Below are 25,174 nucleotides of genomic sequence, written 5' to 3'. Positions count from 1 at the left end.
AAGCGGGTGCCCGCAAGCGGTGGTTGCCCCGCCGTCTCCGATAGCTGGGACAATAGGGGCATATGAGCGAAGTTGCCTCCCCCGAACGTACGGCCACGTCGACCGCCCCCAAGGTCGGTTTCGTGAGCCTGGGCTGCCCCAAGGCCCTTACCGATTCCGAATTGATCCTGACCCAGTTGAGCGCCGAGGGTTATCAGACCGCCAAGACCTTCGAAGGCGCCGATCTGGTGATCGTCAACACCTGCGGCTTCATCGACGATGCCGTGAAGGAAAGCCTGGACACCATCGGCGAAGCCCTGGCCGAAAACGGCCGCGTGATCGTCACTGGTTGTCTTGGTGCCAAGACCGGCGACCAGGGCGGGAACCTGGTGCGCCAGATGCACCCGAGCGTGCTGGCCGTGACCGGCCCGCATGCCACGCAGGAGGTGATGGATGCGGTGCATGCCAATCTGCCGAAGCCGCACGACCCATTCATCGATCTCGTGCCCAACACATTCGGCGTCGCGGGTCTCAAGCTGACGCCGCGCCACTATGCCTATCTGAAGATCAGCGAGGGCTGCAACCATCGCTGCACCTTCTGCATCATTCCCTCGATGCGCGGCGACCTCGTGTCACGGCCGGTCGGCGATGTGCTGAGCGAGGCCAAGGCCCTGTTCGAAGGTGGCGTGAAGGAGCTGCTGGTGATCAGCCAGGACACCTCGGCCTATGGAGTCGACGTGAAGTACCGCACCGGTTTCTGGGACGGCAAGCCGGTCAAGACGCGCATGCTCGAGCTGGTGCGCACGCTGGGTGAAATCGCCGAGCCATATGGCGCGTGGGTTCGCCTGCACTACGTGTACCCGTATCCGAGCGTGGACGAGATCATTCCGCTGATGGCGAGCGGGCAGGTGCTGCCGTATCTCGATGTGCCCTTGCAGCACAGCCACCCGGATGTACTGAAACGCATGAAGCGCCCGGCCAGTGGTGAGAAGAACCTGGAGCGGCTGGCGCGTTGGCGCGAGGTGTGTCCCGAGCTCGTGATCCGCAGCACCTTCATCGCGGGCTTCCCTGGCGAGACGGAGCAGGAGTTCGAGCATCTGCTCGACTTCATCCGCGAGGCCGAGATCGATCGCGCCGGCTGCTTTGCCTATAGCCCGGTCGAAGGCGCCACCGCCAACGACATTCCCGGCATGCTGCCCGAGGCGGAGCGCGAGGCGCGCCGTGCGCGCTTCATGGAAGTGGCGGAGGCTGTGTCGATCGCCAAGCTGCAAAGGCGCATCGGCTCGACGATGCAGGTGCTGGTCGATTCGGCGCCCGCCATGGGCCGCAAGGGCGGAGTGGGGCGCACGTACGCAGATGCGCCGGAGATCGACGGCACGGTCCGTCTGCTGCCGCCCGAGAAGATCAGCAAGACGCTGAAGGTAGGTGAGTTCACCCGCGCGCGCATCGTGGGTGCAGAGGGCCACGATCTGATCGCGCTGCCCGTTTGATGCGGATCCGATCGACCATGAAAAAAGCCACCGGAGACCGGTGGCTTGTTTCGGATGACCTGGCGGGGGTCAATTTGGATCTGGTGCCCAGAAGAGGACTCGAACCTCCACGATGTTACTCGCTAGTACCTGAAACTAGTGCGTCTACCAATTCCGCCATCTGGGCTTTCTCTGCTTTTCAGCAAAGACTGCGAGTATACACAATTTGCCGCGACGGCCTGAAAAAAACGGGTCGCGCGCAAAAAATTTGGCGCTGGTCCGGCTCTTGCCTGTCCGGTTGCGCCGACCGTTCGATGCGGATTCGATCGGCAATGAAAAAAGCCACCGGAGACCGGTGGCTTGAATCGAATGACCTGGTAAAGGTCTGTTTAAACTTGGTGCCCAGAAGAGGACTCGAACCTCCACGATGTTACTCGCTAGTACCTGAAACTAGTGCGTCTACCAATTCCGCCATCTGGGCCCACGTAGTTGCAGAAGCAACTGCGTTTTGAATTTCAGGAAAGAAGGAGATCATATCAAAAATAACGTCACTTCCAGCGGACTGCTGGATGAAATCGAAGGAACTGTCCAAGGACACCGCGACGGGCACGGCTTCGTGCAGCGCGACGATGGCGAAGCAGACATCTATCTGCCCCCGAATGAAATGCGTGCGGTGCTTCACAAGGACCGCGTCAAGGCGCGCATCGTGCGCCAGGACCGCCGTGGCCGCCCCGAAGGGCGCGTGGTGGAGATCGTCGAGCGCCCCGAGCAGCCCATCATCGGCCGCCTGCTGCACGAAGGCGGCATCTGGCTCGTCGCGCCGGAAGACAAGCGCTACGGCCAGGACGTCCTGATTCCCAAGGGAGCCACCGGCCCCGCGAAGGTGGGTCAGGTCGTCGTCGTGCAGCTCACCGAGCCGCCGGCCCTGTTCGGCCAGCCCGTGGGCCGTGTGAAGGAAGTGCTGGGCGAGATCGACGATCCCGGCATGGAGATCGAGATCGCCGTGCGCAAGTACGGCGTGCCGCATGAGTTTTCCGCGGAGTGCCTGGCGGCGTCCAAGGCGCTGCCCGAGAAGGTCCGCCCCGCTGACAAGAAAGGCCGTGTCGACCTCACCGACATCCCGCTCGTCACCATCGACGGCGAAGATGCGCGCGACTTCGACGACGCGGTCTACTGCGAGCCCGCGAAGGTGGGCCGCGGCAAGGGCTGGCGCCTGCTGGTGGCCATTGCCGACGTCAGCGCCTATGTGCAGACCGGTTCGCCCATCGACATCGACGCCTACGACCGCGCTACCAGCGTCTACTTCCCGCGCCGCGTGATTCCGATGCTGCCGGAGAAGCTCTCGAACGGCCTGTGCTCGCTCAACCCCGAGGTCGAGCGCCTGTGCATGGTGTGCGACATGCTGGTCGCCGCCGACGGCGAGATCTACGCCTACCAGTTCTATCCGGCCGTGATGTTCAGCCACGCGCGCTTCACGTACACCGAGGTGGCGGCCATCCTCGGCAACACGCGCGGGCCCGAGGCCGCGAAGCGCAAGGACCGTGTCAAGGATCTGCTGAACCTTGCCGACGTATACAAGGCATTGCTCAAGCAGCGCGGCAAGCGCGGCGCCGTCGACTTCGAGACCACCGAGACGCAGATCATCTGCGACGACGCAGGCCGCATCGAAAAGATCGTGCCGCGCACGCGCAACGAGGCACACCGCCTGATCGAAGAAGCGATGCTCGCCGCCAACGTCTGCAGCGCCGACTTCATCGCCGAGGGCAAGCACCCGGGCCTGTACCGCGTGCACGAAGGCCCCACGCCCGAAAAGAAGGAGATCCTGCGCGGCTACCTGAAGGCCATGGGTGTCGGCCTGAGCATCACCGACGACCCCAGGCCCGGTGAATTCCAGGCGATCGCCGAAGCCACCAAGGACCGCCCCGACGCACAGCAGATCCACACCATGCTGCTGCGCTCGATGCAGCAGGCGATCTACACGCCGATCAACAGCGGCCACTTCGGCCTGGCCTACGAGGCCTACACGCACTTCACCAGTCCGATCCGGCGCTATCCGGACCTGCTGGTGCACCGCGTGATCAAGGCGATTCTCGGCAAGACGCGCTATCAGCTGCCGATGCTGCCCACCCCCGGTGAGGCGCATGCCAAGCTGGCCAAGCGACTCGCCTCGCGCGTGAAGGCGCCCACGGCGAAGCCGCAGAAGGCCACCGTCGCGCCCAGCAAGGAAGTCATGGCGTGGGAGGCCGCCGGCCTGCACTGCAGCGCCAACGAGCGCCGCGCCGACGAAGCCAGCCGCGACGTCGAGGCCTGGCTCAAGTGCAAGTACATGCGCGAGCATCTCGGCGAGGAATACGGCGGCGTGGTCACCGCGGCCACCACCTTCGGCATCTTCGTTACGCTCGATGCGATGTACGTCGAGGGCCTGGTGCACATCACCGAGCTCGGCGGCGAGTACTTCAAGTTCGACGAGATGCGCCAGGAGCTGCGCGGCGAACGCACCGGCATCCGCTATGCCATCGGCACGCGAGTGCGGGTGCAGGTGAGCCGCGTCGATCTGGACGGCCGCAAGATCGACTTCCGCCTCGTGCGCGAAGGCGAGGAGCTGACGACGCGGGCCATGAAGGACAAGGGTGCGGCATCATCGGGCGTGCCCTTGAAGGCCTCGGCCAAGCGCAGCACGCGCAACAAGGCGGAAGCCGGCAAGGCCGAGCCGCGTGGCGAGCGGCCCACCTCGGCCACGGCCGGGGCGCAGTCGGCGATGCAGGCCTTCAAGTCGGCGGTGAAGAAAGCCGCCAGCAAGATGAAGGGCAAGGGGCGCAAGCCGCGCCGTTGACCGGGCCTCACGCCATCGAACGAACCATCGACAACCGAAAAGAAAGAGACAGACAGCATGAGCGCTGAAGACAACAAGGGCCGTATCGCCATCGTCACGGGTGCCGGCTCCGGCATCGGCCGCGCCGCCGCGCTGGCGCTGCTGGGCGACGGCTGGAGCGTGGCACTGGCGGGCCGCCGCCTGGAGCCGCTGGAGCAGGTGGCGGAAGAGTCGGGCGCCGGCGCGCGCGCCTTCGCGGTGCCTACCGACGTATCGAACGCGGCCTCGGTGCAAGCCCTGTTCGCTGCCACCGTCGAGCGCTTCGGCCGCGTCGACCTGCTGTTCAACAACGCCGGCGTCGGCAACCCGCCGGGCCCGTTCGAGGACTGGACGCCCGAGCAGTGGCAGGGCGTGGTCGACATCAACCTGACAGGCATGTTCTTCTGCATCCAGCAGGCCTTCCGCACGATGAAGGCTCAGACGCCGATGGGCGGGCGCATCATCAACAACGGCTCCATCTCGGCCACGGCGCCGCGTCCGAACTCGGCTGCGTACACCGCGACGAAGCACGCAGTCGAGGGACTCACCAAGACGGCGTCCCTCGATGGCCGCAAGTACGACATCGCCGTGGGGCAGGTGGACGTGGGCAACGCCATGACCGAGCTGGCGGCGCGCATGGCCAAGGGCGTGCCGCAGGCCAACGGCGAACTGGCCATCGAGCCGCTGATCGACGTGAAGATCGTCGGCCAGTCGGTGCTCTACATGGCGAACCTTCCGCTGGAAGCCAACGTGCTCTTCCACACCATCATGGCGACGAAGATGCCCTTCGTCGGGCGCGGCTAAGGCGCTTCAGACCGGCGCGCGGCGGGCCAGCGTGCCAGCCGTGAGCGGGGCTGCGTCGGCCGGCCAGATGTCTGCGATGTGGCCGTGTTGCCAGACGGCTTCGCGCGCGGCTTCGAAGGCGGGGCGGCCCGCGGCCAGCGCCGCGCCGATCATTCCGGCCAGCACGTCGCCGGTTCCGGCGGTTGCGAGGCGGGCGTTGCCGCTCAGGTTGATGATCGGTGGCGCTTCGCCAGGGCTGGCGATGACGGTGCCGGATCCCTTGAGTACCGCGACCACGCCGAAGCGCGCGGCGAGTCCGCGGGCTGCGGCCAGCCTGTCGGCCTGAACTTCACCGACCGATCGATCCAGCAGGCGAGCTGCCTCCAGCGGGTGGGGCGTGATCACCGTGGGCGAGCCGCTTTTTCCGCGTGATGCCAGCTGGGCTTGCAGCACGCCGTCGGCCGCGATGGCGTTGAGCGCATCGGCATCGAGCACCAACGCCGCCGCGCTGGAGAACACGGCCGGCAGCAGTTCGCCCACGGCTTCTCCTGCGCCGCAACCGCAGACCGCCGTCATGCTCGAAAGATCCGGAGTCCGGGCATCGCGCAGCATCAGCTCGGGCCGGGCGGTGTCGACGGGAGCCGCGCTCGGGTCGAGCAGGCCGACGAACACGCGCCCCGCGCCACCATGCAGTGCCGCGGAGCCGGCGAGAAGGGCGGCGCCGGCCATGCCGGACGCTCCGCCGATCACCGCGACGTCGCCATAGTTGCCCTTGTGCGAGGCGTGGTTGCGCGGCTGCGCTTCGGGTGCTCCTGCGATCCGTGCCGTGGGCTGGTCCTTGAAGGCGCCGCACCCCAGGTCGTCGAACCAGACGGTGCCCGCGGCGTCTCGGCCCTGCGCGGTGAACAGGCCGGGCTTCAGCGTGAGGAAGGTGATGCAGGTGCGAGTCGACGCCTGCGCAGGGCTGACGCCTTGGGCCAGCGTGCCGGTATCGGCGTTCAGGCCCGATGGCACGTCGACGCACAGCACGGGCTGGCCGCTGGCGTGCATCTTCTCCAGCCAGTCGGCCATCGCCCCTTCGGGTGGCCGCGTCGAGCCGATGCCGAGCAATGCGTCGATCGCCAGTTCGTAGTCCGAAGGGGGCGTCGATGCGAAGGTCACGCCGGCATCGCGCGCTCGTTGCAGCGATGCCTTGGCGTCCGGCGGCAGCATGCCTTCATCGCCGATGGACGTGACCACCGGAAAGAAGCCCCGGTGCCGCAACTGGGCGGCAGCCTCGAACCCGTCGCCACCGTTGTTGCCCGGCCCGCAAGCCACCCATATCGTGCGCGCGTGCGGCGCGATTGCCATCGCGAGCCTCGCCACCGCAAGGCCTGCGCGTCGCATCAGCGTGTGGGCGGGCAGGGCGGCCGACGCTGCCTGCTCGATGCGGCGCGTGGCGGCGATGTCGAACAGGTCGGCAGCAGTGGCGGAGGTGATGCGTTGCATCGGCGCATTGTGCCGTTGGCCCGGCTCGCTGCTTGCCTCCCTATCATCCGGGGGATGAACTTCAAAGGCGTCGGCTGGCTGCTTGTCCTGCTTCTCGCGGCGCTTGTTTCGTTCCTGGCCGCGACGATGGCGTGGATCGCGGGATTCGGGTGGGTGCTGGGCCTGTTGTGCCTCGTGTGGGGCGTCTTCCTGCTGGCGGAGTTCAGGCGATGGGTGCCTCTGCGAGATGTGGCCTGGGCCGCCAATGTCGGTTTCGGCATCAGCGTGATCCGCTGGTTCGACCTGCCGGCCGAGGGGGCCTCCGGCCTGGCGCGGCTGGCGCTGCTGGGCGCCGGTGTGCTGTGCCTGATCTTCTTCGCGTTGATCTGCCCCGGCTTGCTGGCCTGGGGCGCCGGCAGGCTGCGGCCTCCGCCCGAGCCGGGGCTTCCCGTCGAGAAGCCCGCAAGCCCCGAAGCCTTGCGCCGGTGGGGCCCTAAAGACTGAGCCGTTCGACCCCGAGCCCTTCGAGGTCGATGCCTGGCTCGCGTCCGGCGATCAGGTCGCCCAGCACGCGCGCGCTGCCACACGAGAGCGCCCAGCCGCTCGACCCATGCCCGAGGTTGAGCCACACGCCCGGAATGCCGCTCGCGCCCAGCACCGGCGGGCCGTCGGGCAGCATCGGCCGCGCGCCTTTCCATTGCTGGATGCCGGACTGCAGCGTGGCGGCGCCCGGAAACCAGTCGTGCAGCACCTTGTAGAGCGTCTGCACCGCGGCTGGGTTCATCGTGTCCAGCGAGCCGCCGATTTCGGCGCTGCCGGCCACGCGCACGCGTTGGCCCAGCCGGGAGATGGCGACCTTGAAGCGCTCGTCCATCACCGCGCTGCGGGGCGCATTGAGCGGCTCTCGGACCGGCGCGCTCACGGAATGGCCGTAGACCGGCGCCATCGGAATGCGCAGGCCCAGCGGCCGCAGCAGCGAGGCCGATTCCAGTCCGGCGCAGACCACGACGGCGTCGTAGCGCACCGGGTCGGAGCCGCTCGCCAGCGACAGCGAGGTGGGGGCCGCGCGGCTCAGCGGCGCGATGTCGCAGTTGAAATGGAACTGCGCACCGAACGACTCGGCCTCCCACTTGAGCAGCAGCGCGAACTGGCGGCAGTTGGCCACTTCGTCCTCGGGCAGGTGGATGGCACCTGCCAGCGGGGTGTCGGGGTTCAGGGCGGGTTCGATGAGCCGCGCTTCGTCGGCGTCGACTTCCTTGAAGACGCTGCCAGCCGCGCGCAGCACGTCGAGCCCGGGCTGCACCAGCTTCTTCTCGCGCTTGGAGCGAAGCAGCACGAGGTAGCCGTCGCTGCGCTCATAGCTGAGTTCGCGTGCCTCGGTCACTTCGTGCAGCCGGTTGCGGCTGTAGAAGGCCAGGCGCTGCATGCGGGCGCGGTTGGCCAGGTAGGTGTCGAGCTTGCAGGCCTTCTGCCAGCGGGAGAGCCAGCCGAGGTCGCGCGAGCCCAGGGGCCAGCGCAGCTTGATGGCACCGTGAGAGGAGAGCAGGGAGCGCAGCACCTTGCCGCGCATGCCGGGGCCGGCCCAGGGCGTGACGTATCCGGGAGCGACCACGCCGGCGTTGGCGAAGCTGGCTTCCTCGGCGGCGGCGCCGCGGCGCTCGAAGACGGTCACTTCATGGCCGTCGGAAACCAGTTCCCAGGCGGTGGTGACGCCGATGATGCCGGCGCCCACGATCGCGATTTTCATTGAGTGTTCAGGATGAGAGAGATGGCTGGCGCCCGCGGGACGGGCGCCGTCGGCCGTTATTCTTGCAGCGCGCGCTCGGTCTGGAGCGCCACCGCGAGCACGGCGTCGTCGTGCAGCGCCGCGTGCCACAGCATCAGGCCCACCGGCAGTTCGCCTGGAGCCTGGCAGGGCAGCGAGATGGCGCAGCCGTCGAGCATGTTGACGATCGACGGATTGCGCAGCAGCAGCGCATTGACGCGGAAGAATTCTTCGTCGCGCTCCGCGCCCGGCGCCACGCTGGCGATGGACGGCGCGGTGATCGGCACCGTCGGCGACAGCACGGCGTCGAAGGGCGCGAGCACGGCTTCGACGCGGGCGATCCAGTCGCGGCGGGCGTTGATCAGGTCGATGTACTCGTGCGCCTTCATCGTGGCGCCGCGCAGGATGCGCTGGGCCACGCGCGGGTCGTAGCCCGCGCCGCTGCGTTCCAGCAGCAGGCGGTGCCAGGCGTACGACTCGGCGGCCGAGAAGCCGCCGGTGGCGTTGATGGCGCCCAGCTCGGCGAGTTCGGGCAACTCGATCTCCACGATGCGGGCGCCGGCGGCGCGAAGCATCTTCAGCGAGCGCTCGAAAGCGTTGGCCACGGCGGGCTCGATGCCGTCGAAGAACACGTTCTTCACCACGGCGAGCCTGTAGGCGGCGAGCGGGGCGTTGCCGGCGGTCACGCGACGGGCGGCGAGGATCTCGTGCGCGGTGATGGCGTCGCGCACCGAGCGGGTCATGGCGCAGGCGGTATCAAGGGTGGTCGAGAGCGGCAGCGCGCCGGCGGTGGGCGTCAGCCGGGCCGTATTCTTGAAGCCGACGATGCCGTTGAGCGCTGCCGGAATGCGGATCGAGCCGCCGGTGTCGGAGCCCAGGCCGATGAAGGCGGCGCCGCTGGCGACCGAAACCGCGGCGCCGGAAGACGAACCGCCCGGGATGCGCGGTACCGCGGGGTCGCTGGCGTTGGCTGGCGTTCCATGATGCGGATTGACGCCGACGCCTGAAAAGGCGAATTCCGTCATGTTGGTCCGGCCGGTCAGTACGCCGCCGGCGGCGCGCAGCCGGGCCACGGCGGGGGAGTCGGCCTTGGCGGCCGGGGCGTGCGCCAGGACGGCGGAGCCGGCGGGCGTGGCCTGACCCTCGACGTCGAAAAGGTCTTTGGCGGTGAAGGCGAGGCCGGCCAGGCGGCTGGCCGGGTCCGACGTGGAGGCGGCCTGCAGGGCCTCGTCGAACATCGTGCGGGTGAAGACGTGCTGGCAGACCGCGGACCTGGAGATGTCGATGGCGCGCTCCATTTCGGTGCGTGCATCGGTGCCACCTGCCAGAAGGTCGAGACGGGTGGCGTGAAGGTCGTTCATGGAAGCTGCGGGTGCCGCCGGGGCGGCTCGGGTTCAGAGGGAGGGGCGACGGCCGTGCTATACTCTTTGGGTTTCGCTGGTCGGGCAACGGCTCCCGTTGCATCCAGCCAGACACATCCGCAAACCGGCCCAATCAAGGTGTTGTGACTCGATTCAAAGAGCGCAAAACGGGCTGGATTTTAGACCCAACCTTTGGAGTAATTTCAATGTCCACCACCATGCGCGAAATGCTGGAAGCAGGCGTCCATTTCGGTCACCAAACCCGCTTCTGGAACCCCAAGATGGCTCCGTACATCTTCGGCCATCGCAACAAGATCCACATCATCAACCTGGAAAAGTCGCTCCCGATGTTCCAGGAGGCGATGAAGTACGCCAAGCAACTCACCGCCAACCGCGGCACGATCCTGATGGTCGGCACGAAGCGCCAGGCCCGTGAGATCGTGGCGGCGGAAGCCCGCCGCGCCGGCGTGCCCTTCGTCGACACCCGCTGGCTCGGCGGCATGCTGACCAACTTCAAGACCGTCAAGACCTCGATCAAGCGTCTGAAGGACATGAAGGCCCAGCAGGAAGCCGGCCTCGACAGCCTGAGCAAGAAGGAGCAGCTGACCTTCACGCGCGAAATCGAGAAGCTCGAGAAGGACATCGGCGGCATCCAGGACATGACCGCTCTGCCCGACGCCATCTTCGTGATCGACGTGGGCTTCCACAAGATCGCCGTGGCCGAAGCCAAGAAGCTCGGCATTCCGCTGATCGGTGTGGTGGACTCCAACCACTCGCCCGAAGGCATCGACTACGTGATCCCCGGCAACGACGACTCGTCGAAGGCTGTCACGCTGTATGCCCGCGGCATCGCCGATGCGATCATCGAAGGCCGTAACAGCGCCACCGGCGACGTGGTCAAGGCCATCGCCGAAGGCAATGACGAATTCGTCGAAGTCGAAGAGGGCGCCTCGGCCTGATTGGCGCGCCCGCGAGCCTGAAGAAGGGGCTTTGGTGCCCCTTTTTTTTAATCTGATTTTTGAATTCACGGAGATACGAAATGGCTGCAATCACCGCAAGCATGGTGGGCGAACTGCGCGCAAAGACCGACGCGCCGATGATGGAATGCAAGAAGGCCCTGACCGAGGCCGACGGCAACATGGAAAAGGCCGAAGAGCTGCTGCGCATCAAGCTCGGCAACAAGGCTGGCAAGGCCTCGAGCCGCATCACCGCTGAAGGCGTGGTGGCCGCATACGTTGGCGGTGACGCCGGCGCGATGATCGAAGTCAACTGCGAAACCGACTTCGTCTCGAAGAACGACAGCTTCCTGGCCCTGGTCAATGCCGCCGCCAAGCTGGTCGCCGAGAAGAACCCCGCCGACATCGCCGCGCTGGGCGCCCTGGCCTACGAGCAGGACGGCTTCGGCCCCACGCTCGAGGACGTGCGCAAGGGCCTGATCGGCAAGATCGGCGAGAACATGACGTTCCGCCGCTTCAAGCGCTTCGCCGGCAACGGCAAGCTGGCCTCCTACCTGCACGGCACGCGCATCGGCGTGATGGTGGAGTTCGAGGGCGACGACACCGCCGCCAAGGACGTCGCGATGCACATCGCCGCCATGAAGCCCGTGTCGGTTGCCGCTTCGGACGTGCCCGCCGAGCTGATCGAGAAGGAACGCGCAGTTGCCGCTGGCAAGGCCGAGGAAGACCGCAAGACGGCCGAAGCCGAAGGCAAGAAGCCCCAGCCGGCCGACATCGTCGCCAAGCGCATCGAAGGCGGCGTGCAGAAGTTCCTCAAGGAAGTTTCGCTGCACAACCAGCCCTTCGTGAAGAACGACAAGCAGACCGTCGAGCAGATGCTCAAGGCCGTCAACACCACGATCAAGGGCTTCACCCTGTACGTGGTCGGCGAAGGCATTGAGAAGAAAGTTGACGACTTCGCCGCTGAAGTCGCAGCCCAAGTCGCCGCAGCCAAGGCTGCCGCTTAAGCCTTTACGGCTCCAGCGACGGTGCGTTCGCGCGCACCGTCGTTTTTTCATCGCCACGTTTTACACTCGTCCCGACCCAACCAAAGGAAATTGCCCATGTCTGATGCCCGCCCAGCCCACAAGCGAATCTTGTTGAAGCTGTCGGGAGAGGCATTGATGGGTGACGACGCCTTCGGCATCAACCGTGCGACCATCGTGCGCATGGTGCAGGAGGTGGCCGAGGTCGTGAACATGGGTGTCGAGGTGGCGGTCGTGATCGGCGGCGGCAACATCTTCCGCGGCGTAGCGGGCGGCTCCGTCGGCATGGACCGCGCAACCGCCGACTACATGGGCATGCTGGCCACGGTCATGAACTCGCTGGCCCTGGCCGATGCGATGGACAAGCAGGGCCTCGTGGCCCGCGTGATGTCCGCCATCGCCATCGAGCAGGTGGTCGAGCCCTATGTGCGCCCCAAGGCGCTGCAGTACCTCGAAGAGGGCAAGGTCGTGGTGTTCGCGGCCGGCACGGGCAACCCGTTCTTCACCACCGACACGGCCGCCGCGCTGCGCGGTGCCGAGATCGGCGCCGAGCTGGTGCTCAAGGCGACCAAGGTCGACGGCGTCTATACCGCCGACCCCAAGACCAACCCCGACGCGACCCGCTACGCCACGCTGACCTTCGACGAGGCGATTGCGAAGAACCTCGGCATCATGGACGCCACGGCCTTCGCGCTGTGCCGCGACCAGAAGCTGCCGATCAAGGTGTTCTCGATCTTCAAGAATGGCGCGCTCAAGCGCGTCGTCATGGGCGAGGACGAAGGCACGCTGGTGCATGCCTAGGAGTATTTGAGATGACCATTGCAGACATCCGCAGTGCGACCGACGCGAAGATGAACCAGTCGATCGCCGCATTCCAGAACAACCTCACCAAGATCCGTACCGGCCGCGCCAACTCGGCGCTGCTCGACGCGATCCACGTCGAGTACTACGGCTCGCAGGTGCCGCTGAGCCAGGTGGCCAACGTGTCGGTGCTCGATTCGCGCACGCTCAGCGTGCAGCCCTGGGAAAAGGGCATGGGCGCCAAGATCGAGAAGGCCATCCGCGAAAGCGACCTGGGCCTCAACCCCGCCTCGATGGGCGACCTGATCCGCGTGCCGCTGCCGGCCATGAGCGAAGAGCGCCGCAAGGAAATGACCAAGCTCGTCCGCAACGAAGGCGAGAGCGCCAAGATCGCCACGCGCAACCTGCGCCGTGATGCGAACGAAGCGGTCAAGAAGCTGGTCAAGGAAAAGCTGGCGTCGGAAGACGACCAGAAGCGCGCCGAAGCCGAGATCCAGAAGGTCACCGACCGCCATATCGCGGAAATCGACCGCCTGGTCGCGGCCAAGGAAGCGGAGATCATGGCCGTTTGAGGCCCGCCATGGCCTCGTCGGCGCTGCGCATTCCCCACCACGTTGCCATCGTCATGGACGGCAACGGCCGCTGGGCGACGCGGCGCTTTCTTCCACGCATCGCGGGGCACAAGCAGGGCGTCGAATCGCTGCGCCGCTGCGTCAAGGCCTGCGCCGAGCGCGGCGTGGGTGTGCTCACCGTGTTCGCGTTCTCGTCCGAGAACTGGAACCGTCCCGTCGAGGAGGTTTCCGGGCTGATGGAACTGATGGTCGGTGCGCTTGCTCGCGAGGTGCCCAAGCTCAGCGCCGACGGCGTGCGGCTGCATTTCGTCGGCGAGCGCGCCGGTCTGTCGCCCAAGATGGTGAGCGGCCTGCTCGACGCCGAAGCCGCCACGGCGCACAACACCCGGCTTGTGCTCAACGTCTGCTTCAACTACGGCGGCCGCTGGGACATCGCACAGGCCGCAGCCAAGCTTGCAGCACAGGGCGAAGCGATCACCGAGCTCAGCCTCGATCGCGCCATGGCCCTGGCCCACGTGCCCGACCCCGACCTGTTCATCCGCACCGGCGGCGAGCAGCGTCTCTCCAACTTCCTGCTCTGGCAGAGTGCCTACGCCGAGCTTTTCTTCAGCGACAAGCTGTGGCCCGAGTTCGACGAGGCAGCGCTGGACGAGGCCATTGCCGCGTTCCAGGGCCGTGAGCGGCGTTTCGGACAGACCTCGGCGCAAGTCTCTTCCACCGCCGCGGCCTGACGGTCAGGCAGCCTCCGCATGCTCAAGCAACGCATCATCACGGCGATCGTGCTCCTCGCGATCCTGCTGCCGGCGCTGTTCTACCCAAGCTATATCCCCTTCGGCTGCGTCATGCTGGTGCTGATCGGCGCCGCCGCCTGGGAGTGGGGGCGTCTGAACGGCTATGGGCAGGGGGTGTCGCTGTTCCTCGGTGCCGAGACGGTGGTGCTGTGCGGGCTCTCCTGGTGGCTCGGGCTGCTGGAGCAACCCCTGGTCGTGATGTGGACCCTGGCGAGCGCTGCCTGGGTGCTGGGCGGCGCGGCTTTGCTGCGCGTGGCAGTGCCGGGCTGGCCCCGCATTCCGCGCGGCCTTCGACTGGTCGGTGGCCTGCTGGCGCTGTGGGTAGCTTGGCTGGCTGCGGTGCAGGCGCGCATGATCGGCATCAACTTCCTGCTGTCGATCCTCGTGCTGGTGTGGGTGGCCGACGTATTCGCCTATTTCGCCGGCCGGGCCTTCGGCCTCAAGTTCACCCGCAACAAGCTCGCTCCGGCGATCAGTCCCGGCAAGAGTTGGGAGGGCGTTTGGGGCGGCATGGTCGGCGTGGTGGTGCTGGCTTTCGCCTGGGTCTGGGCCGACAAGGCCGCGGGCGCCACGGTGGCCAGCCTGTATACCCGTCTCGCCGAGCGTGGCTGGTGGCTGCTGTTGCTGGCCGCGCTGTTCCTCGCGGCCATGAGCGTCGTGGGCGACCTCGTCGAATCTCTCATCAAGCGCAGCGCCGGCGCCAAGGACAGCAGCAGGCTGCTGCCCGGCCACGGCGGCGTCCTCGACCGCGTGGATGCCCTCTTGCCGGCGCTTCCCATTGCCATGATGCTGGCTTTCCTGTGAATTCACCCAGAAGACAACGCGTCACGGTGCTCGGCTCGACCGGTTCGGTCGGCGTGAGCACGCTCGACGTCATTTCGCGCCACCCCGAGCGCTTCGAGGTTTTCGCGCTTTCCGCGGCCACCAAGGTCGACGAGTTGCTGGCGCAGTGCGCCCAGTTCACGCCCAGGTTCGCCGTGATGGCCAGCGCGCCGCACGCCGCGCTGCTGGCCGAGAAGCTCCAGCAGAATGGCCTGAAGACGGTCGTGTTGATGGAGGGCGATGCTCTCGAAACGATAGCGTCGCACGACGAGGTCGATTCCGTGATGGCCGCCATCGTCGGTGCCGCCGGCCTGGGGCCATGCCTGGCTGCCGCGCGCGCCGGCAAGCGGCTCCTGCTGGCCAACAAGGAAGCGCTGGTCGTCGGCGGCGAACTCTTCATGCGCACCGTGCGCGAGGGTGGGGCGACGCTGCTGCCCATCGACAGCGAGCATTCCGCCATCTTCCAGTCGCTGCCCGAGGACCCGTCCACCTGGGCGCGGCGCATCGACAAGATCATCCTGACTGCCTCGGGAGGCCCGTTCCGCACCCGTGCGCCGGAAACACTGGGCGCGGTGACGCCCGAGCAGGCCTGCGCCCATCCGAACTGGGTCATGGGCCGCAAGATTTCGGTCGATTCGGCCACGATGATGAACAAGGCGCTCGAGGTGATCGAGGCGCGTCATCTGTTCGGCGTCTCGCCCGAGCAGATCGAGGTGGTCATCCATCCGCAGAGCGTGGTGCACTCGATGGTGCAGTTCACCGATGCGTCGGTCATCGCCCAGCTCGGCACGCCCGACATGCGGGTGCCGATCGCGGTGGGCCTGGCCTGGCCCGAGCGCATCGAAAGCGGCGCCGCGCGGCTCGACTTCCGGCAGATGGGCTCGCTGACCTTCGAATCACCCGATGCGGCTCTCTTCCCCGGGCTGGGCCTTGCATGGCACGCGCTGCGCGCCGCGCCCGGTACGACGGCTGTGCTCAATGCCGCCAACGAGGTCGCAGTTGAAGCATTCCTCAACCGCCGCCTGCGTTTCGATTGCATACACGCGGTCAACATGGAAACTTTGGAAAGAGTCGCCCCCTCCAAGCCGGCATCGCTGGCCGACCTGCTGGCGATCGACGCCAGCGCCCGGGCGGCAGCCAATGCCGCGGCGCTGCGATTCGCTGCCTGACGCCTCCCTCGTAAAGCAAGGACTCCGATGCTGCTTACTGTCATAGCCTTTGTGGTTGCGCTCGGTGTCCTGATCGCGGTGCACGAATACGGCCACTATCGTGTGGCGGTGGCCTGCGGCGTCAAGGTGGAGCGCTTCTCCGTCGGTTTCGGCAAGGCGCTTTTCCGTTGGCAGCCCAGGCGCCAGCATCCGGGCCAGCAGACCGAGTTCGTCATCGGCGCATTTCCCTTCGGCGGCTACGTCAAGATGCTCGACGAGCGTGAAGGCCCCGTGGCGCCCGAGGAACGCCACCGCGCCTTCAACACGCAGCCGCTGCGTTCGCGCGCGGCCATCGTGGCCGCGGGGCCGATCGCCAATCTGCTGCTGGCGGTGGCGCTCTACACGGCAGTCAACTGGATCGGCGTGCAGGAGCCGGTCGCCACATTGGCGCGGCCGGTAGCAGGCTCCCTTGCCGAGTCGGCGGGCCTGAAGGGCGGCGAGCACATCTCCCGGGCTGGGTTCGATGGCGAGCTGACGCCGGTCCAGTCCTTCGAGGACCTGCGCTGGCGCATGACGCGCGGAGCGCTCGATGGTCGTGACCTGAAGCTCGAGGTCGCGGGCGAGGGCGGTCGGCCCGCTCGCGAGCTGGTGCTTCCGCTCAGCCGCATGGAGACCAAGGACGCCGATCCGCAGATGTTCCGCAAGATCGGCGTGCTGGCGCCCCTGACGCGCCCCGAGATCGGCGAAGTCATGAAGGGCAGCGCGGCCGAAGCGGCGGGCCTGCTCAACGGCGACGTGGTGCGCGCCATCGGCGGCACGCCGATCATCGACGGGCAGCAGCTGCGCGAGGCGATCCGGGCGTCGGTCGACGGTGGCCAGCCGCGCACGCAGGCATGGCAGATCGAGCGCGGCGGCCGGGCGCTCGCCATCGACGTGAAGCCCGAGGTGCGGGAAGAGGGCGGCGTCAAGGTGGGGCGCGTGGGCGCCTATGTTGGCGCGCCGCCCGAAATGGTGACCGTGCGTCAGGGCGTGGTCGACGGCATCTGGCGCGGCGTGGTGCGTACCTGGGAGGTTTCGGCGCTGACCGTGCGCATGATGGGCAAGATGGTCATCGGCGAGGCGTCGATCAAGAATCTCAGCGGTCCGCTCACCATCGCGGACTACGCGGGCAAGTCCGCAAGCCTCGGTTTCACCCAGTACCTGGTCTTCCTGGCGCTCATCAGCGTGAGCCTCGGGGTGCTCAATCTCATGCCGCTGCCGGTCCTCGATGGAGGACACCTGATGTATTATCTTTGGGAGGGCCTGACCGGCAAGAGCGTCTCTGACGCCTGGATGGAACGGCTTCAGCGCGGGGGTGTGGCCCTGCTGCTGGTCATGATGTCGGTCGCACTCTTCAACGACGTCACGCGGCTCTTTGGTTAACTTTCTGCCGGCCCTTTCCGTGCCGGCTCAATTCACAGATGAACAAAAACTTCAGTCGCTTTCGCCTGCGTAGCGTTGTTGCGGTGGTTGCCAGTGCGCTTGCGGCTTCGGCCGCCTGGGCAGTCGAACCTTTCACGGTGCGCGACATCCGCGTCGAAGGCCTGCAACGCGTCGAGGCCGGTACGGTCTTCGCGTCGCTGCCGCTTCGCGTGGGCGATACCTACAGCGACGAGCGCGGCTCCGCTGCGATTCGCGCGCTGTTCGATCTGGGGTTGTTCAAGGACGTGCGCATCGACGTGAACGGCAACGTGCTGGTGGTCATCGTGGAAGAGCGTCCGACCATCGCCGATGTCGACTTCGTCGGCACCAAGGAATTCGACAAGGCTGCGCTGCAGAAGGCGCTGCGCGAAGTGGGCCTGGCCGATGGCCGCCCCTACGACAAGGCTCTGGCCGACCGTGCGGAGCAGGAGCTCAAGCGCCAATACGTGAGCCGCAGCCTCTACAACGCGCAGGTCGTGACCACCGTCACGCCCATCGAGCGCAACCGCGTCAACCTGACCTTCACCGTGACCGAAGGCGAGTCGGCCCGCATCCGCGAAGTGCGCGTGGTGGGCAACAAGGCCTTCAGCGAATCGACGCTGCTGAGCCTGTTCGACCAGGACAGCGGCGGCTTCATGAGCTGGTACACGAAGTCGAATCAGTATTCGCGCGCCAAGCTCAACGCCGACCTCGAAACCCTGCGCTCGTACTACATCACGCGCGGCTATCTCGAGTTCCGCATCGACTCGACGCAGGTCGCGATCTCCCCGGACCGCAAGGACCTGACGGTGACGGTGAACATCACCGAAGGCGAGAAGTTCGTGGTGTCGAGCGTCAAGCTCGATGGCAACTACCTCGGCCGCGACGACGAGTTCAAGTCGCTCATCACCATCAAGCCGGGCGAGCCCTACAACGGCGAGCAGGTCACGGAGACCACCAAGGCGTTCAACGACTACTTCGGCACCTTCGGCTACGCCTTTGCGCGCGTACAGGCACGCCCCGAGATCGACCGCGTCAACAACCGCGTGGCCCTCACGCTACAGGCCGAGCCCTCGCGCCGCGTGTACGTGCGCCGCGTTTCGGTCGGCGGCAACAACAAGACCCGCGACGAGGTGATCCGTCGCGAGTTCCGCCAGTACGAGGCCTCCTGGTACGACGGGGACAAGATCAAGCTCTCGCGCGACCGCGTGGACCGCCTGGGCTTCTTCACCGAAGTGAACGTCGATACGCAGGAAGTGCCCGGCTCGCCGGACCAGGTGGACCTGACCGTCAGCGTGGTTGAGAAACCCACTGGCAGCCTGCAGCTCGGCGCGGGCTACTCCAGCGCGGAAAAGGTCGCGCTGACCTTCGGCATCTCGCAGGAGAACGTGTTCGGCTCGGGCAACTTCCTGGGCGTGCAGGTCAACACCAGCAAGTACAACCGCACGCTGTCGCTGACGGCTACCGACCCGTACTTCACGGCCGACGGCATCTCGCGTACTTTCAGCATCTACCACACCACGACGCGTCCGTACCAGACCTCGACCGACGGCGACTACAAGCTGGTGAACCAGGGCGCATCAGTGCGCTTCGGTGTGCCGTTCAGCGAGGTCGACACCGTCTTCTTCGGCGTCGGCATCGAGCGCTATGCGTTCGATCCCAACAGCTCGACCGCCTTCTCCGGCCTGTACACGCCGCCGTCGTACCTCAACTATTTCCAGTGCAAGAAGGACCCGACGGGCCTGCTGGTGACCGGCTGCGACCAGAAGAGCGTCTGGGGCATTCCGCTGAGCGTCGGCTGGGGCCGCGACAGCCGCGACAGCGCGCTGATCCCGACCACCGGCCGCCTGCAACGCGCCAACCTCGAGGTGGGTGCCGCCGGTGACATGAAGTACGTCAAGACGAACTACCAGTACCAACAGTTCTTCGCAATCAACAAGCAGTACACCTTCTCGATCAACGGCGAGGTCGGCTACGCCAAGGCCTTCGGCAACAAGGTCTATCCGATCTTCAAGAACTTCTACGCGGGTGGCCTGGGTTCGGTGCGCGGCTTCGAGCAGAACTCGCTGGGTCCGCGTGATGCGCCGCTGTTCCTGCAGAGCGAAGGCGCGGCCATCGGGGGTACGAAGAAGGCGATCTTCAATGCGGAGCTGAGCACGCCGTTCCCCGGCGCCGGCAACGACCGCACCCTGCGTCTGTACGGCTTCTTCGACGTCGGCAACGTCTTCGGCACCCGTGCCGCCGGCGTGACCGACGAGCAATGGAAGGCCGAGAAGAAGCTGCGCGCCTCGGTCGGCCTTGGCGTCAGCTGGATCTCGCCGCTGGGCCCGCTGCGCCTTGCCTACGCCTTCCCGATCAAGTCCCAGAAGGAAGTGGGGCAACCGTTCACGGCAGGCTATATCCCGAAGGATAGAATTCAGCGCCTCCAATTCCAGATCGGAACGTCTTTCTAAATGAAGCATTTGATCCGCGCCGCGGCCGGCGCGTTGTTGATTCCCGCTTTCGCACTTGCCACGGCACCTGCCCAGGCACAGGCGCAGGAAACTTTTCGCATCGGCTTTGTGAACCCGGACCGCGTGCTGCGTGAAGCGCAGCCCGCGAAGACTGCCCAGGCAAAGCTCGAGGCGGAGTTCCTGAAGCGCGAGAAAGACCTGACCGCGCAGGGCGATGCCCTGAAGGCTGCTTCCGAGAAGTTCGAGCGCGAGGCTCCCACCCTGTCTGAAACCCAGCGCGTTGCCCGCCAGCGCGCCCTGGTCGATCAGGACCGCGACTTCCAGCGCAAGCGCCGCGAGTTCCAGGAAGACCTGAACGCGCGCAAAAACGAAGAGCTCCAGCAGGTCTACGAGCGCGCCAACCGCGTGGTGAAGCAGGTGGCCGAGGCCGAGAAGTACGACGCCATCCTGCAGGAAGCGATCTACATCAATCCGAAGCACGACATCACCGACAAGGTGATCAAGGCGCTGAACGCGTCCGTCGCTTCTCCTGCGCCCGCGGCCGGCAAGTAACGCCGCGAACCGGCGTGTCACTGCAGCTCGGAGCCATTGTTGACGCCCTCGGGGGCGAGCTTCATGGCGATGCGGCGCTGTCCATCGAGCGGCTCGCGCCTCTCCAGAATGCACAGCCCGATGCGCTCAGCTTCCTGAGCCATCCCAAATACCAGCAGGAGTTGGCGGCTTCGAAGGCCGCCTGCGTGATCGTGTCGCCCGCCATGCGCGAGGCAGCAGCTGCGCGTGGCGCCTACATCGTCACGCCCGATCCGTACCTCTACTTCGCCCGTCTCACGCAGCTGTGGAAGGCGCACCATGCGCGCCCGGAGGCCGACCGCGTCCATCCCAGCGCGGTGATCCATCCTGAAGCGCTAGTCGACGCCACGGCGCGCATCGGCGCGCTGTGCGTGGTGGAGCGGGGCGCCCGCATCGGCGCGGGCACCGTGCTGAAGTCGCGCGTGACGGTCAGCGAGGACTGCGTCATCGGCGAGCGCTGCCTGCTGCATCCCGGCGTGGTGATCGGCGCCGACGGCTTCGGCCTCGCTCCACACGAGGGGCGCTGGGTCAAGATCGAGCAGCTCGGAGCCGTGCGCATCGGCAACGACGTCGAGATCGGTGCCAACACCTGCATCGACCGCGGCGCGCTGGACGACACCGTCATCGAAGACGGCGTGAAGCTCGACAACCTGATCCAGATCGGCCATAACGTCCGGGTCGGCAAGAACACGGCCATGGCGGGCTGCGTCGGCGTGGCCGGGAGCGCCATCATCGGGGCCGGCTGCACCTTCGGTGGCGGCGCCATCGTGCTGGGTCATCTGACGGTCGCCGACGGCGTGCATGTGTCGGCCGCGACCGTGGTCACCCGGTCCATCCACAAGGCCGGCCAATACACCGGCATGTTTCCCATCGATGACAATGCGAACTGGGAAAAGAATGCGGCAACGCTCAAGCAGTTGCACAGCCTGCGCGAACGACTGAAGGCGCTGGAGAAGGCTCCCTCGAAAAAATGACGACGATGCAGGAACAGAAAATCATGACGACGCTCGATATCCATCAAATCCTCAAGCTGCTGCCTCACCGCTACCCGTTCCTGCTGGTGGACCGCGTGCTGGACATGGAAAAGGGCAAGCGCATCACGGCGCTCAAGAACGTGACGATGAACGAGCCGTTCTTCAACGGCCACTTCCCGCACCGCCCGGTGATGCCGGGCGTGCTGATGCTCGAAGCGATGGCCCAGGCGGCGGCGCTGCTGTCGTTCCATTCGCTGGACATCGTGCCGGACGACAACACCGTCTACTACTTCGCTGCCATCGACGGCGCCCGCTTCAAGCGTCCGGTGGAGCCGGGCGACCAACTCACCCTCGAAGTCGAGATCGAGCGCATGAAGGCGGGCATCTCCAAGTTCAAGGGCCGGGCCCTGGTGGGCACCGAGCTCGCCTGCGAGGCGTCGCTGATGTGCGCCATGCGCCAGATCAACTGATGGCCGGCCGCAGCCAGTTGCTTCTTCACAAGGCATGACCCAGGTTCATTCGACGGCCGTCGTCGACCCCCAGGCACAGCTCGACGCCTCGGTGTCGGTCGGGCCCTATACCGTGATCGGCCCGCACGTGCGCATAGGCGCGGGCACCACCATCGGCGCGCACTGCATGATCGAGGGCCGCACCACCATCGGGCGCGACAACAGGATCTTCCAGTTTTCGTCCCTCGGCGCCATTCCGCAGGACAAGAAATACGCCGGCGAGCCTACCGAGCTCGTCATCGGCGACCGCAACGTGATCCGCGAGTTCTGCACCTTCAACCTCGGCGTGCCGGGGGCGGGGGGCGTCACGCGTGTCGGCAACGACAACTGGATCATGGCGTACACGCACATCGCCCACGACTGCCGCGTCGACGACCACACCACGCTCGCCAACAACACCACGCTGGCCGGGCATGTGCACCTTGCCGACTGGGTGACGGTCGGCGGGCTCACGGGCATCCACCAGTTCGTCTCCATCGGAGCCCACGCCATGCTCGGCTTCGCGAGCGCGGTCACGCAGGACGTGCCGCCTTTCATGCTGGTCGACGGCAATCCGCTGGCGGTGCGCGGCTTCAACATCGTCGGCCTGCGCCGGCGCGATTTCTCCGCGCAGCGGCTCGCCGCGGTGAAGCAGATGCATCGCCTGCTGTACCGCCAGGGCAAGACGCTCGACGAGGCGCGCGCAGGCATCGCCGCGTTGGCGACCGAAATGCCCGAAGCGGCCGGCGACGTCGCGCTGATGGAATCCTTCCTCGCCAATTCGACGCGCGGCATCGCGCGCTGAAGTGACGGCCATGCAGAACGACGGACAGCGACGCTTCGCGCTGGTCGCGGGCGAAGCGTCCGGCGACCTGCTGGCCGGCCTGCTGCTCGACGGGCTGCTGGCGCGCTGGCCCGACCTCCAGACCGTCGGCATCGGCGGGCCCCGCATGCTGGCCCACGGCTTCCAGAGCTGGTGGCCGCAGGAAAAGCTCGCGGTGCGTGGCTACATCGAGGTGCTGCGGCACTACGCCGAAATTGCCGGCATCCGCCGCCAGCTCAAGGCGCGGCTGCTGCAGGAGCGGCCCCAGCTCTTCATCGGCGTCGACGCACCCGATTTCAACCTCGACCTCGAAGCCGGCCTGCGCAGCCAGGGCATGAAGACGGTGCACTTCGTCTGCCCGTCGATCTGGGCGTGGCGGCCTGAGCGCATCGAGAAGATCCGGGCAGCGGCGGACCACTTACTGTGCATCTTCCCGTTCGAACCCGCCTTGCTGGCGGAGAAGGGCGTGGCCGCGAGCTACGTGGGCCATCCCGTCGCGAACGTGATCCCGATGGTGCCCGACCAGGCTGGTGCGCGCGCCGCGCTTGGCCTGGCGCCCGATGCGCCGGTCGTCGCGCTGCTGCCGGGCAGCCGCCGTTCCGAGATCCGCTACCTGGCCGCCCGTTTCTTCGCCGCCGCGGCGCTGATGCACAATGCGCGGCCGGAACTGCAGTTCGTGGCGCCCATCATTCCGGGCCTTCGCGCCGAAGTCGAAGCCTTGCTGCAGGCCAGCGGCATGGCCGGGCGCGTCAGGCTGCTCGACGGCCAGTCGCATGCGGTGCTGGCCGCCTGCGACGCCACGCTGATCGCCAGCGGCACCGCCACGCTCGAGGCGGCCCTGTTCAAGCGGCCGATGGTCATCGCCTACAACATGAACGCGCTTTCGTGGCGCCTCATGCGGCGCAAGCAACTGCAGCCCTGGGTGGGATTGCCCAACATCCTGTGCCGCGATTTCGTGGTGCCCGAGCTGCTGCAGGAGGCCGCCACCCCCGAGGCGCTGGCCCGGGCCACGCTCGACTGGCTGGACGCGCCTGAAAGGACCCGGGCGCTGCAACAAAGATTTTCAGAGCTGCATGCGCAATTGCAGCGCGATACGCCCACACTCTGCGCCGATGCGATCCAGAAAGTTCTTGAAGGCTGAGCAGGCCCCGCTGGTGTGGGACGCACCCGGCCTGATCGCGGGCGTCGACGAGGCGGGCCGCGGGCCCCTGGCAGGGCCCGTGGTGGCTGCAGCCGTGATCCTCGACGACATGCGGCCCATCCGCGGTCTCGCGGACTCCAAGACGCTGACCGCGCTGCAGCGCGAACGCCTGCACGACCAGATCCTCGCCAAGGCGCTGTGCTGCTCCATCGCGCAGGCTACCGTCGAGGAAATCGACACCCACAACATCCTGCAGGCGACCATGCTGGCGATGCGCCGGGCCGTCGAGGGGCTGCGGCTCAAGCCGGTGAAGGTGCTGGTCGACGGCAACCGCCTGCCCACGCTGGACGTGCTCGCCGAGGCCATCGTGAAGGGCGACGCCAGGGTCAAGGCGATTTCCGCCGCGTCGATCCTGGCGAAGGTGCACCGCGACCGGCTGTGCGAGCAACTGCACGTCGAATTCCCGCACTACGGCTTTGCGGGCCACAAGGGCTACGGCACGCCGGAGCATCTGGAGGCGCTGCAGCGCCATGGTGCCTGCGTGCATCACCGGAAGTCCTTCAGCCCGGTGGCGGCGGCGCTCCTCCGCACCGGCGGCGTCCTGAACGTGATGCTGCCGGCCGAATCCGATGGGCAGCCGGCGATGGGCATCGGTGCCATCGAGGTTGCGCGCTCCGAGCTTCGCGCTGCTCCCTGAACCCGGCCCGATGACTTCCGATACCGGCGCCAGCCACATCAGCTCGCGCGACAACCCCCTGCTCAAGGACTTGCGCAAGCTTGCCCAGGATCCGGGCGCCTATCGCAAGCTGGGCCGCATCTGGCTCGAGGGCGACCATCTGTGCCGGGCGGCGCTGGCGCGGAGCGTGAAGCCCGCCATTGCCGTGTTCTCGGAGTCGTTCTGGCCGAAAGCGCCGGCGGAGTGGTCGATGGGTGCTATCAAAACCGTAGTTGTCGCGGACAGCCTGCTGCGCGACGTCAGCGGCCTCGAGTCGCCAGCGCCGATGGGCTTCGTGCTCGACGTACCGGCCCGCCCCGAATTGCTGCCCGATGCCCCGAGCGTCGTGCTCGACCGTCTGCAGGACGCCGGCAATGCCGGCTCCATCCTGCGCAGCGCCGCCGCATTCGGCTTCGCGCAGGTGATCGCGCTCAAGGGCACGGCCGCGCTGTGGGCGCCCAAGGTGCTGCGCGCCGGCATGGGGGCGCATTTCGGCCTGCGGCTGATCGAAGGTGTGGACGCAGATGTGCTCGACAGCCTGAGAGTGCCCCTGGTGGCGACCAGCTCGCACCGCGGCGACTGGCTGCACAAGGCCGATCTGCCGCATCCCTGCGCCTGGCTTATGGGGCACGAGGGGCAGGGCGTTTCGGCGGCGCTGGAAGCCCGGGCCTCGCACCATATCCGCATCGCGCAGCCGGGCGGAGAGGAGTCGCTGAACGTGGCCGCGGCCGCGGCGATCTGCCTGCATGCGAGCGGAGCAGCCCTGCTGGCCGAATAACA

At 66.8% G+C, this 25,174-nt stretch carries 23 protein-coding genes and 2 tRNA genes; 20 read left to right on the top strand and 5 right to left on the bottom strand.

The window, feature by feature from the left end:
• Positions 1-62 precede the first annotated feature (62 nt).
• On the top strand, positions 63-1,469 hold the full coding sequence (gene rimO / locus ABL843_RS16950) for a 30S ribosomal protein S12 methylthiotransferase RimO (protein WP_126024005.1): 1,407 nt from the start codon (positions 63-65) through the stop codon (positions 1,467-1,469).
• Between the two features lie 81 nt (positions 1,470-1,550).
• On the opposite strand, the gene ABL843_RS16945 is transcribed toward rimO, so the two are convergent.
• Together ABL843_RS16945 and ABL843_RS16940 are read right to left on the bottom strand one after the other, a co-directional pair.
• Positions 1,551-1,635, bottom strand: a tRNA-Leu gene (locus tag ABL843_RS16945).
• Between the two features lie 209 nt (positions 1,636-1,844).
• A tRNA-Leu gene (locus ABL843_RS16940) sits at positions 1,845-1,929 on the bottom strand.
• 81 nt (positions 1,930-2,010) lie between these two features.
• On the opposite strand from ABL843_RS16940, the gene rnr reads away from it, so the two are divergent.
• Positions 2,011-4,281 (top strand): ribonuclease R, encoded by a 2,271-nt coding sequence (gene rnr, locus ABL843_RS16935; RefSeq protein WP_240650752.1) that lies wholly within the window; start codon positions 2,011-2,013, stop codon positions 4,279-4,281.
• 57 nt (positions 4,282-4,338) lie between these two features.
• Positions 4,339-5,103: an SDR family oxidoreductase gene (locus ABL843_RS16930; RefSeq protein ID WP_176664295.1), complete on the top strand. Its 765-nt coding sequence runs from the start codon at positions 4,339-4,341 to the stop codon at positions 5,101-5,103.
• A 6-nt stretch (positions 5,104-5,109) separates the two neighbouring features.
• Here the strand turns inward: ABL843_RS16930 and ABL843_RS16925 are convergent, their stop codons facing one another.
• Positions 5,110-6,570 (bottom strand): NAD(P)H-hydrate dehydratase, encoded by a 1,461-nt coding sequence (locus ABL843_RS16925; RefSeq protein WP_418116590.1) that lies wholly within the window; start codon positions 6,568-6,570, stop codon positions 5,110-5,112.
• A 54-nt stretch (positions 6,571-6,624) separates the two neighbouring features.
• On the opposite strand from ABL843_RS16925, the gene ABL843_RS16920 reads away from it, so the two are divergent.
• On the top strand, positions 6,625-7,053 hold the full coding sequence (locus ABL843_RS16920) for a hypothetical protein (RefSeq protein ID WP_418116589.1): 429 nt from the start codon (positions 6,625-6,627) through the stop codon (positions 7,051-7,053).
• Here ABL843_RS16920 and ABL843_RS16915 read toward each other — a convergent pair.
• Together ABL843_RS16915 and ABL843_RS16910 are read right to left on the bottom strand one after the other, a co-directional pair.
• The gene (locus tag ABL843_RS16915) at positions 7,043-8,296 is read right to left on the bottom strand and encodes a D-amino acid dehydrogenase (protein WP_418116587.1); all 1,254 of its coding nucleotides are present in this window, start codon (positions 8,294-8,296) and stop codon (positions 7,043-7,045) included. The genes ABL843_RS16920 and ABL843_RS16915 overlap by 11 nt on opposite strands.
• A gap of 56 nt (positions 8,297-8,352) precedes the next feature.
• A complete protein-coding gene (locus ABL843_RS16910) occupies positions 8,353-9,675 on the bottom strand; it encodes an amidase (protein ID WP_418116586.1) in 1,323 nt (440 codons plus the stop codon).
• A gap of 206 nt (positions 9,676-9,881) precedes the next feature.
• Here ABL843_RS16910 and rpsB point away from each other — a divergent pair, with 206 nt between their 5' ends.
• The 16 genes from rpsB to ABL843_RS16830 all read left to right on the top strand — a co-directional run bounded on the left by rpsB (position 9,882) and on the right by ABL843_RS16830 (position 25,172).
• Positions 9,882-10,634 (top strand): 30S ribosomal protein S2, encoded by a 753-nt coding sequence (rpsB, locus tag ABL843_RS16905; protein WP_126024014.1) that lies wholly within the window; start codon positions 9,882-9,884, stop codon positions 10,632-10,634.
• An 80-nt stretch (positions 10,635-10,714) separates the two neighbouring features.
• Positions 10,715-11,638: a translation elongation factor Ts gene (tsf, locus tag ABL843_RS16900; protein ID WP_418116585.1), complete on the top strand. Its 924-nt coding sequence runs from the start codon at positions 10,715-10,717 to the stop codon at positions 11,636-11,638.
• Positions 11,639-11,734: 96 nt separating this feature from the next.
• Positions 11,735-12,457 (top strand): UMP kinase, encoded by a 723-nt coding sequence (pyrH, locus tag ABL843_RS16895; RefSeq protein ID WP_093202350.1) that lies wholly within the window; start codon positions 11,735-11,737, stop codon positions 12,455-12,457.
• 11 nt (positions 12,458-12,468) lie between these two features.
• The gene (gene frr, locus ABL843_RS16890) at positions 12,469-13,029 is read left to right on the top strand and encodes a ribosome recycling factor (protein ID WP_126024017.1); all 561 of its coding nucleotides are present in this window, start codon (positions 12,469-12,471) and stop codon (positions 13,027-13,029) included.
• Positions 13,030-13,037: 8 nt separating this feature from the next.
• Positions 13,038-13,760 (top strand): polyprenyl diphosphate synthase, encoded by a 723-nt coding sequence (gene uppS / locus ABL843_RS16885; RefSeq protein ID WP_418116584.1) that lies wholly within the window; start codon positions 13,038-13,040, stop codon positions 13,758-13,760.
• A gap of 18 nt (positions 13,761-13,778) precedes the next feature.
• Positions 13,779-14,624, top strand: a complete 846-nt coding sequence (locus tag ABL843_RS16880) for a phosphatidate cytidylyltransferase (protein WP_126024020.1) — start codon at positions 13,779-13,781, stop codon at positions 14,622-14,624.
• Positions 14,621-15,811 carry a 1-deoxy-D-xylulose-5-phosphate reductoisomerase gene (ispC, locus tag ABL843_RS16875; RefSeq protein WP_184637569.1) on the top strand — a complete coding sequence of 397 codons (1,191 nt, stop codon included), beginning with the start codon at positions 14,621-14,623 and terminating at the stop codon, positions 15,809-15,811. Before ABL843_RS16880 ends, ispC begins: the two co-directional genes overlap by 4 nt.
• 27 nt (positions 15,812-15,838) lie before the next feature.
• Positions 15,839-17,212, top strand: a complete 1,374-nt coding sequence (rseP, locus tag ABL843_RS16870; protein ID WP_418116583.1) for an RIP metalloprotease RseP — start codon at positions 15,839-15,841, stop codon at positions 17,210-17,212.
• A gap of 38 nt (positions 17,213-17,250) precedes the next feature.
• Positions 17,251-19,683, top strand: a complete 2,433-nt coding sequence (gene bamA / locus ABL843_RS16865; RefSeq protein WP_126024025.1) for an outer membrane protein assembly factor BamA — start codon at positions 17,251-17,253, stop codon at positions 19,681-19,683.
• Positions 19,684-20,235, top strand: coding sequence for an OmpH family outer membrane protein (locus ABL843_RS16860; RefSeq protein ID WP_126024027.1), 552 nt, complete (start codon positions 19,684-19,686; stop codon positions 20,233-20,235). It begins immediately after the preceding gene.
• A gap of 14 nt (positions 20,236-20,249) precedes the next feature.
• Positions 20,250-21,227 carry a UDP-3-O-(3-hydroxymyristoyl)glucosamine N-acyltransferase gene (lpxD, locus tag ABL843_RS16855; RefSeq protein ID WP_184637574.1) on the top strand — a complete coding sequence of 326 codons (978 nt, stop codon included), beginning with the start codon at positions 20,250-20,252 and terminating at the stop codon, positions 21,225-21,227.
• Complete coding sequence (fabZ, locus tag ABL843_RS16850; protein ID WP_184637576.1) at positions 21,224-21,697, top strand: 3-hydroxyacyl-ACP dehydratase FabZ; 474 nt, start codon at positions 21,224-21,226, stop codon at positions 21,695-21,697. The genes lpxD and fabZ overlap by 4 nt, the downstream gene beginning before the upstream one ends.
• 34 nt (positions 21,698-21,731) lie before the next feature.
• Entirely contained in the window at positions 21,732-22,520 is a 789-nt protein-coding gene (gene lpxA / locus ABL843_RS16845; RefSeq protein WP_418116582.1) for an acyl-ACP--UDP-N-acetylglucosamine O-acyltransferase, read from the top strand.
• Positions 22,521-22,530: 10 nt separating this feature from the next.
• Positions 22,531-23,679 carry a lipid-A-disaccharide synthase gene (lpxB, locus tag ABL843_RS16840; RefSeq protein ID WP_418116581.1) on the top strand — a complete coding sequence of 383 codons (1,149 nt, stop codon included), beginning with the start codon at positions 22,531-22,533 and terminating at the stop codon, positions 23,677-23,679.
• On the top strand, positions 23,651-24,376 hold the full coding sequence (rnhB, locus tag ABL843_RS16835) for a ribonuclease HII (protein ID WP_260319257.1): 726 nt from the start codon (positions 23,651-23,653) through the stop codon (positions 24,374-24,376). Before lpxB ends, rnhB begins: the two co-directional genes overlap by 29 nt.
• 10 nt (positions 24,377-24,386) lie before the next feature.
• Positions 24,387-25,172, top strand: a complete 786-nt coding sequence (locus ABL843_RS16830) for a TrmH family RNA methyltransferase (protein WP_418116580.1) — start codon at positions 24,387-24,389, stop codon at positions 25,170-25,172.
• Positions 25,173-25,174: the final 2 nt, after the last annotated feature.

It is taken from the genome of Variovorax sp. 350MFTsu5.1, from assembly GCF_048302515.1.
Lineage (GTDB): Bacteria > Pseudomonadota > Gammaproteobacteria > Burkholderiales > Burkholderiaceae_C > Variovorax > Variovorax guangxiensis.
This window is presented reverse-complemented; position numbering and strand designations above follow the sequence as displayed.

Bases quoted from the DNA above. Each gene is read 5' to 3' on its own strand.
- ABL843_RS16830 (WP_418116580.1), top strand. From the start codon at position 24,387: ATGACTTCCGATACCGGCGCCAGCCACATCAGCTCGCGCGACAACCCC.
- rseP (WP_418116583.1), top strand. From the start codon at position 15,839: ATGCTGCTTACTGTCATAGCCTTTGTGGTTGCGCTCGGTGTCCTGATC.
- ABL843_RS16880 (WP_126024020.1), top strand. From the start codon at position 13,779: ATGCTCAAGCAACGCATCATCACGGCGATCGTGCTCCTCGCGATCCTG.
- ABL843_RS16910 (WP_418116586.1), bottom strand. From the start codon at position 9,675: ATGAACGACCTTCACGCCACCCGTCTCGACCTTCTGGCAGGTGGCACC.
- bamA (WP_126024025.1), top strand. From the start codon at position 17,251: ATGAACAAAAACTTCAGTCGCTTTCGCCTGCGTAGCGTTGTTGCGGTG.
- uppS (WP_418116584.1), top strand. From the start codon at position 13,038: ATGGCCTCGTCGGCGCTGCGCATTCCCCACCACGTTGCCATCGTCATG.
- ABL843_RS16930 (WP_176664295.1), top strand. From the start codon at position 4,339: ATGAGCGCTGAAGACAACAAGGGCCGTATCGCCATCGTCACGGGTGCC.
- ABL843_RS16860 (WP_126024027.1), top strand. From the start codon at position 19,684: ATGAAGCATTTGATCCGCGCCGCGGCCGGCGCGTTGTTGATTCCCGCT.
- rpsB (WP_126024014.1), top strand. From the start codon at position 9,882: ATGTCCACCACCATGCGCGAAATGCTGGAAGCAGGCGTCCATTTCGGT.
- frr (WP_126024017.1), top strand. From the start codon at position 12,469: ATGACCATTGCAGACATCCGCAGTGCGACCGACGCGAAGATGAACCAG.
- ABL843_RS16915 (WP_418116587.1), bottom strand. From the start codon at position 8,296: ATGAAAATCGCGATCGTGGGCGCCGGCATCATCGGCGTCACCACCGCC.
- lpxA (WP_418116582.1), top strand. From the start codon at position 21,732: ATGACCCAGGTTCATTCGACGGCCGTCGTCGACCCCCAGGCACAGCTC.
- rimO (WP_126024005.1), top strand. From the start codon at position 63: ATGAGCGAAGTTGCCTCCCCCGAACGTACGGCCACGTCGACCGCCCCC.
- ABL843_RS16920 (WP_418116589.1), top strand. From the start codon at position 6,625: ATGAACTTCAAAGGCGTCGGCTGGCTGCTTGTCCTGCTTCTCGCGGCG.
- ABL843_RS16925 (WP_418116590.1), bottom strand. From the start codon at position 6,570: ATGCAACGCATCACCTCCGCCACTGCTGCCGACCTGTTCGACATCGCC.
- tsf (WP_418116585.1), top strand. From the start codon at position 10,715: ATGGCTGCAATCACCGCAAGCATGGTGGGCGAACTGCGCGCAAAGACC.
- lpxB (WP_418116581.1), top strand. From the start codon at position 22,531: ATGCAGAACGACGGACAGCGACGCTTCGCGCTGGTCGCGGGCGAAGCG.
- rnhB (WP_260319257.1), top strand. From the start codon at position 23,651: ATGCGATCCAGAAAGTTCTTGAAGGCTGAGCAGGCCCCGCTGGTGTGG.
- pyrH (WP_093202350.1), top strand. From the start codon at position 11,735: ATGTCTGATGCCCGCCCAGCCCACAAGCGAATCTTGTTGAAGCTGTCG.
- fabZ (WP_184637576.1), top strand. From the start codon at position 21,224: ATGACGACGATGCAGGAACAGAAAATCATGACGACGCTCGATATCCAT.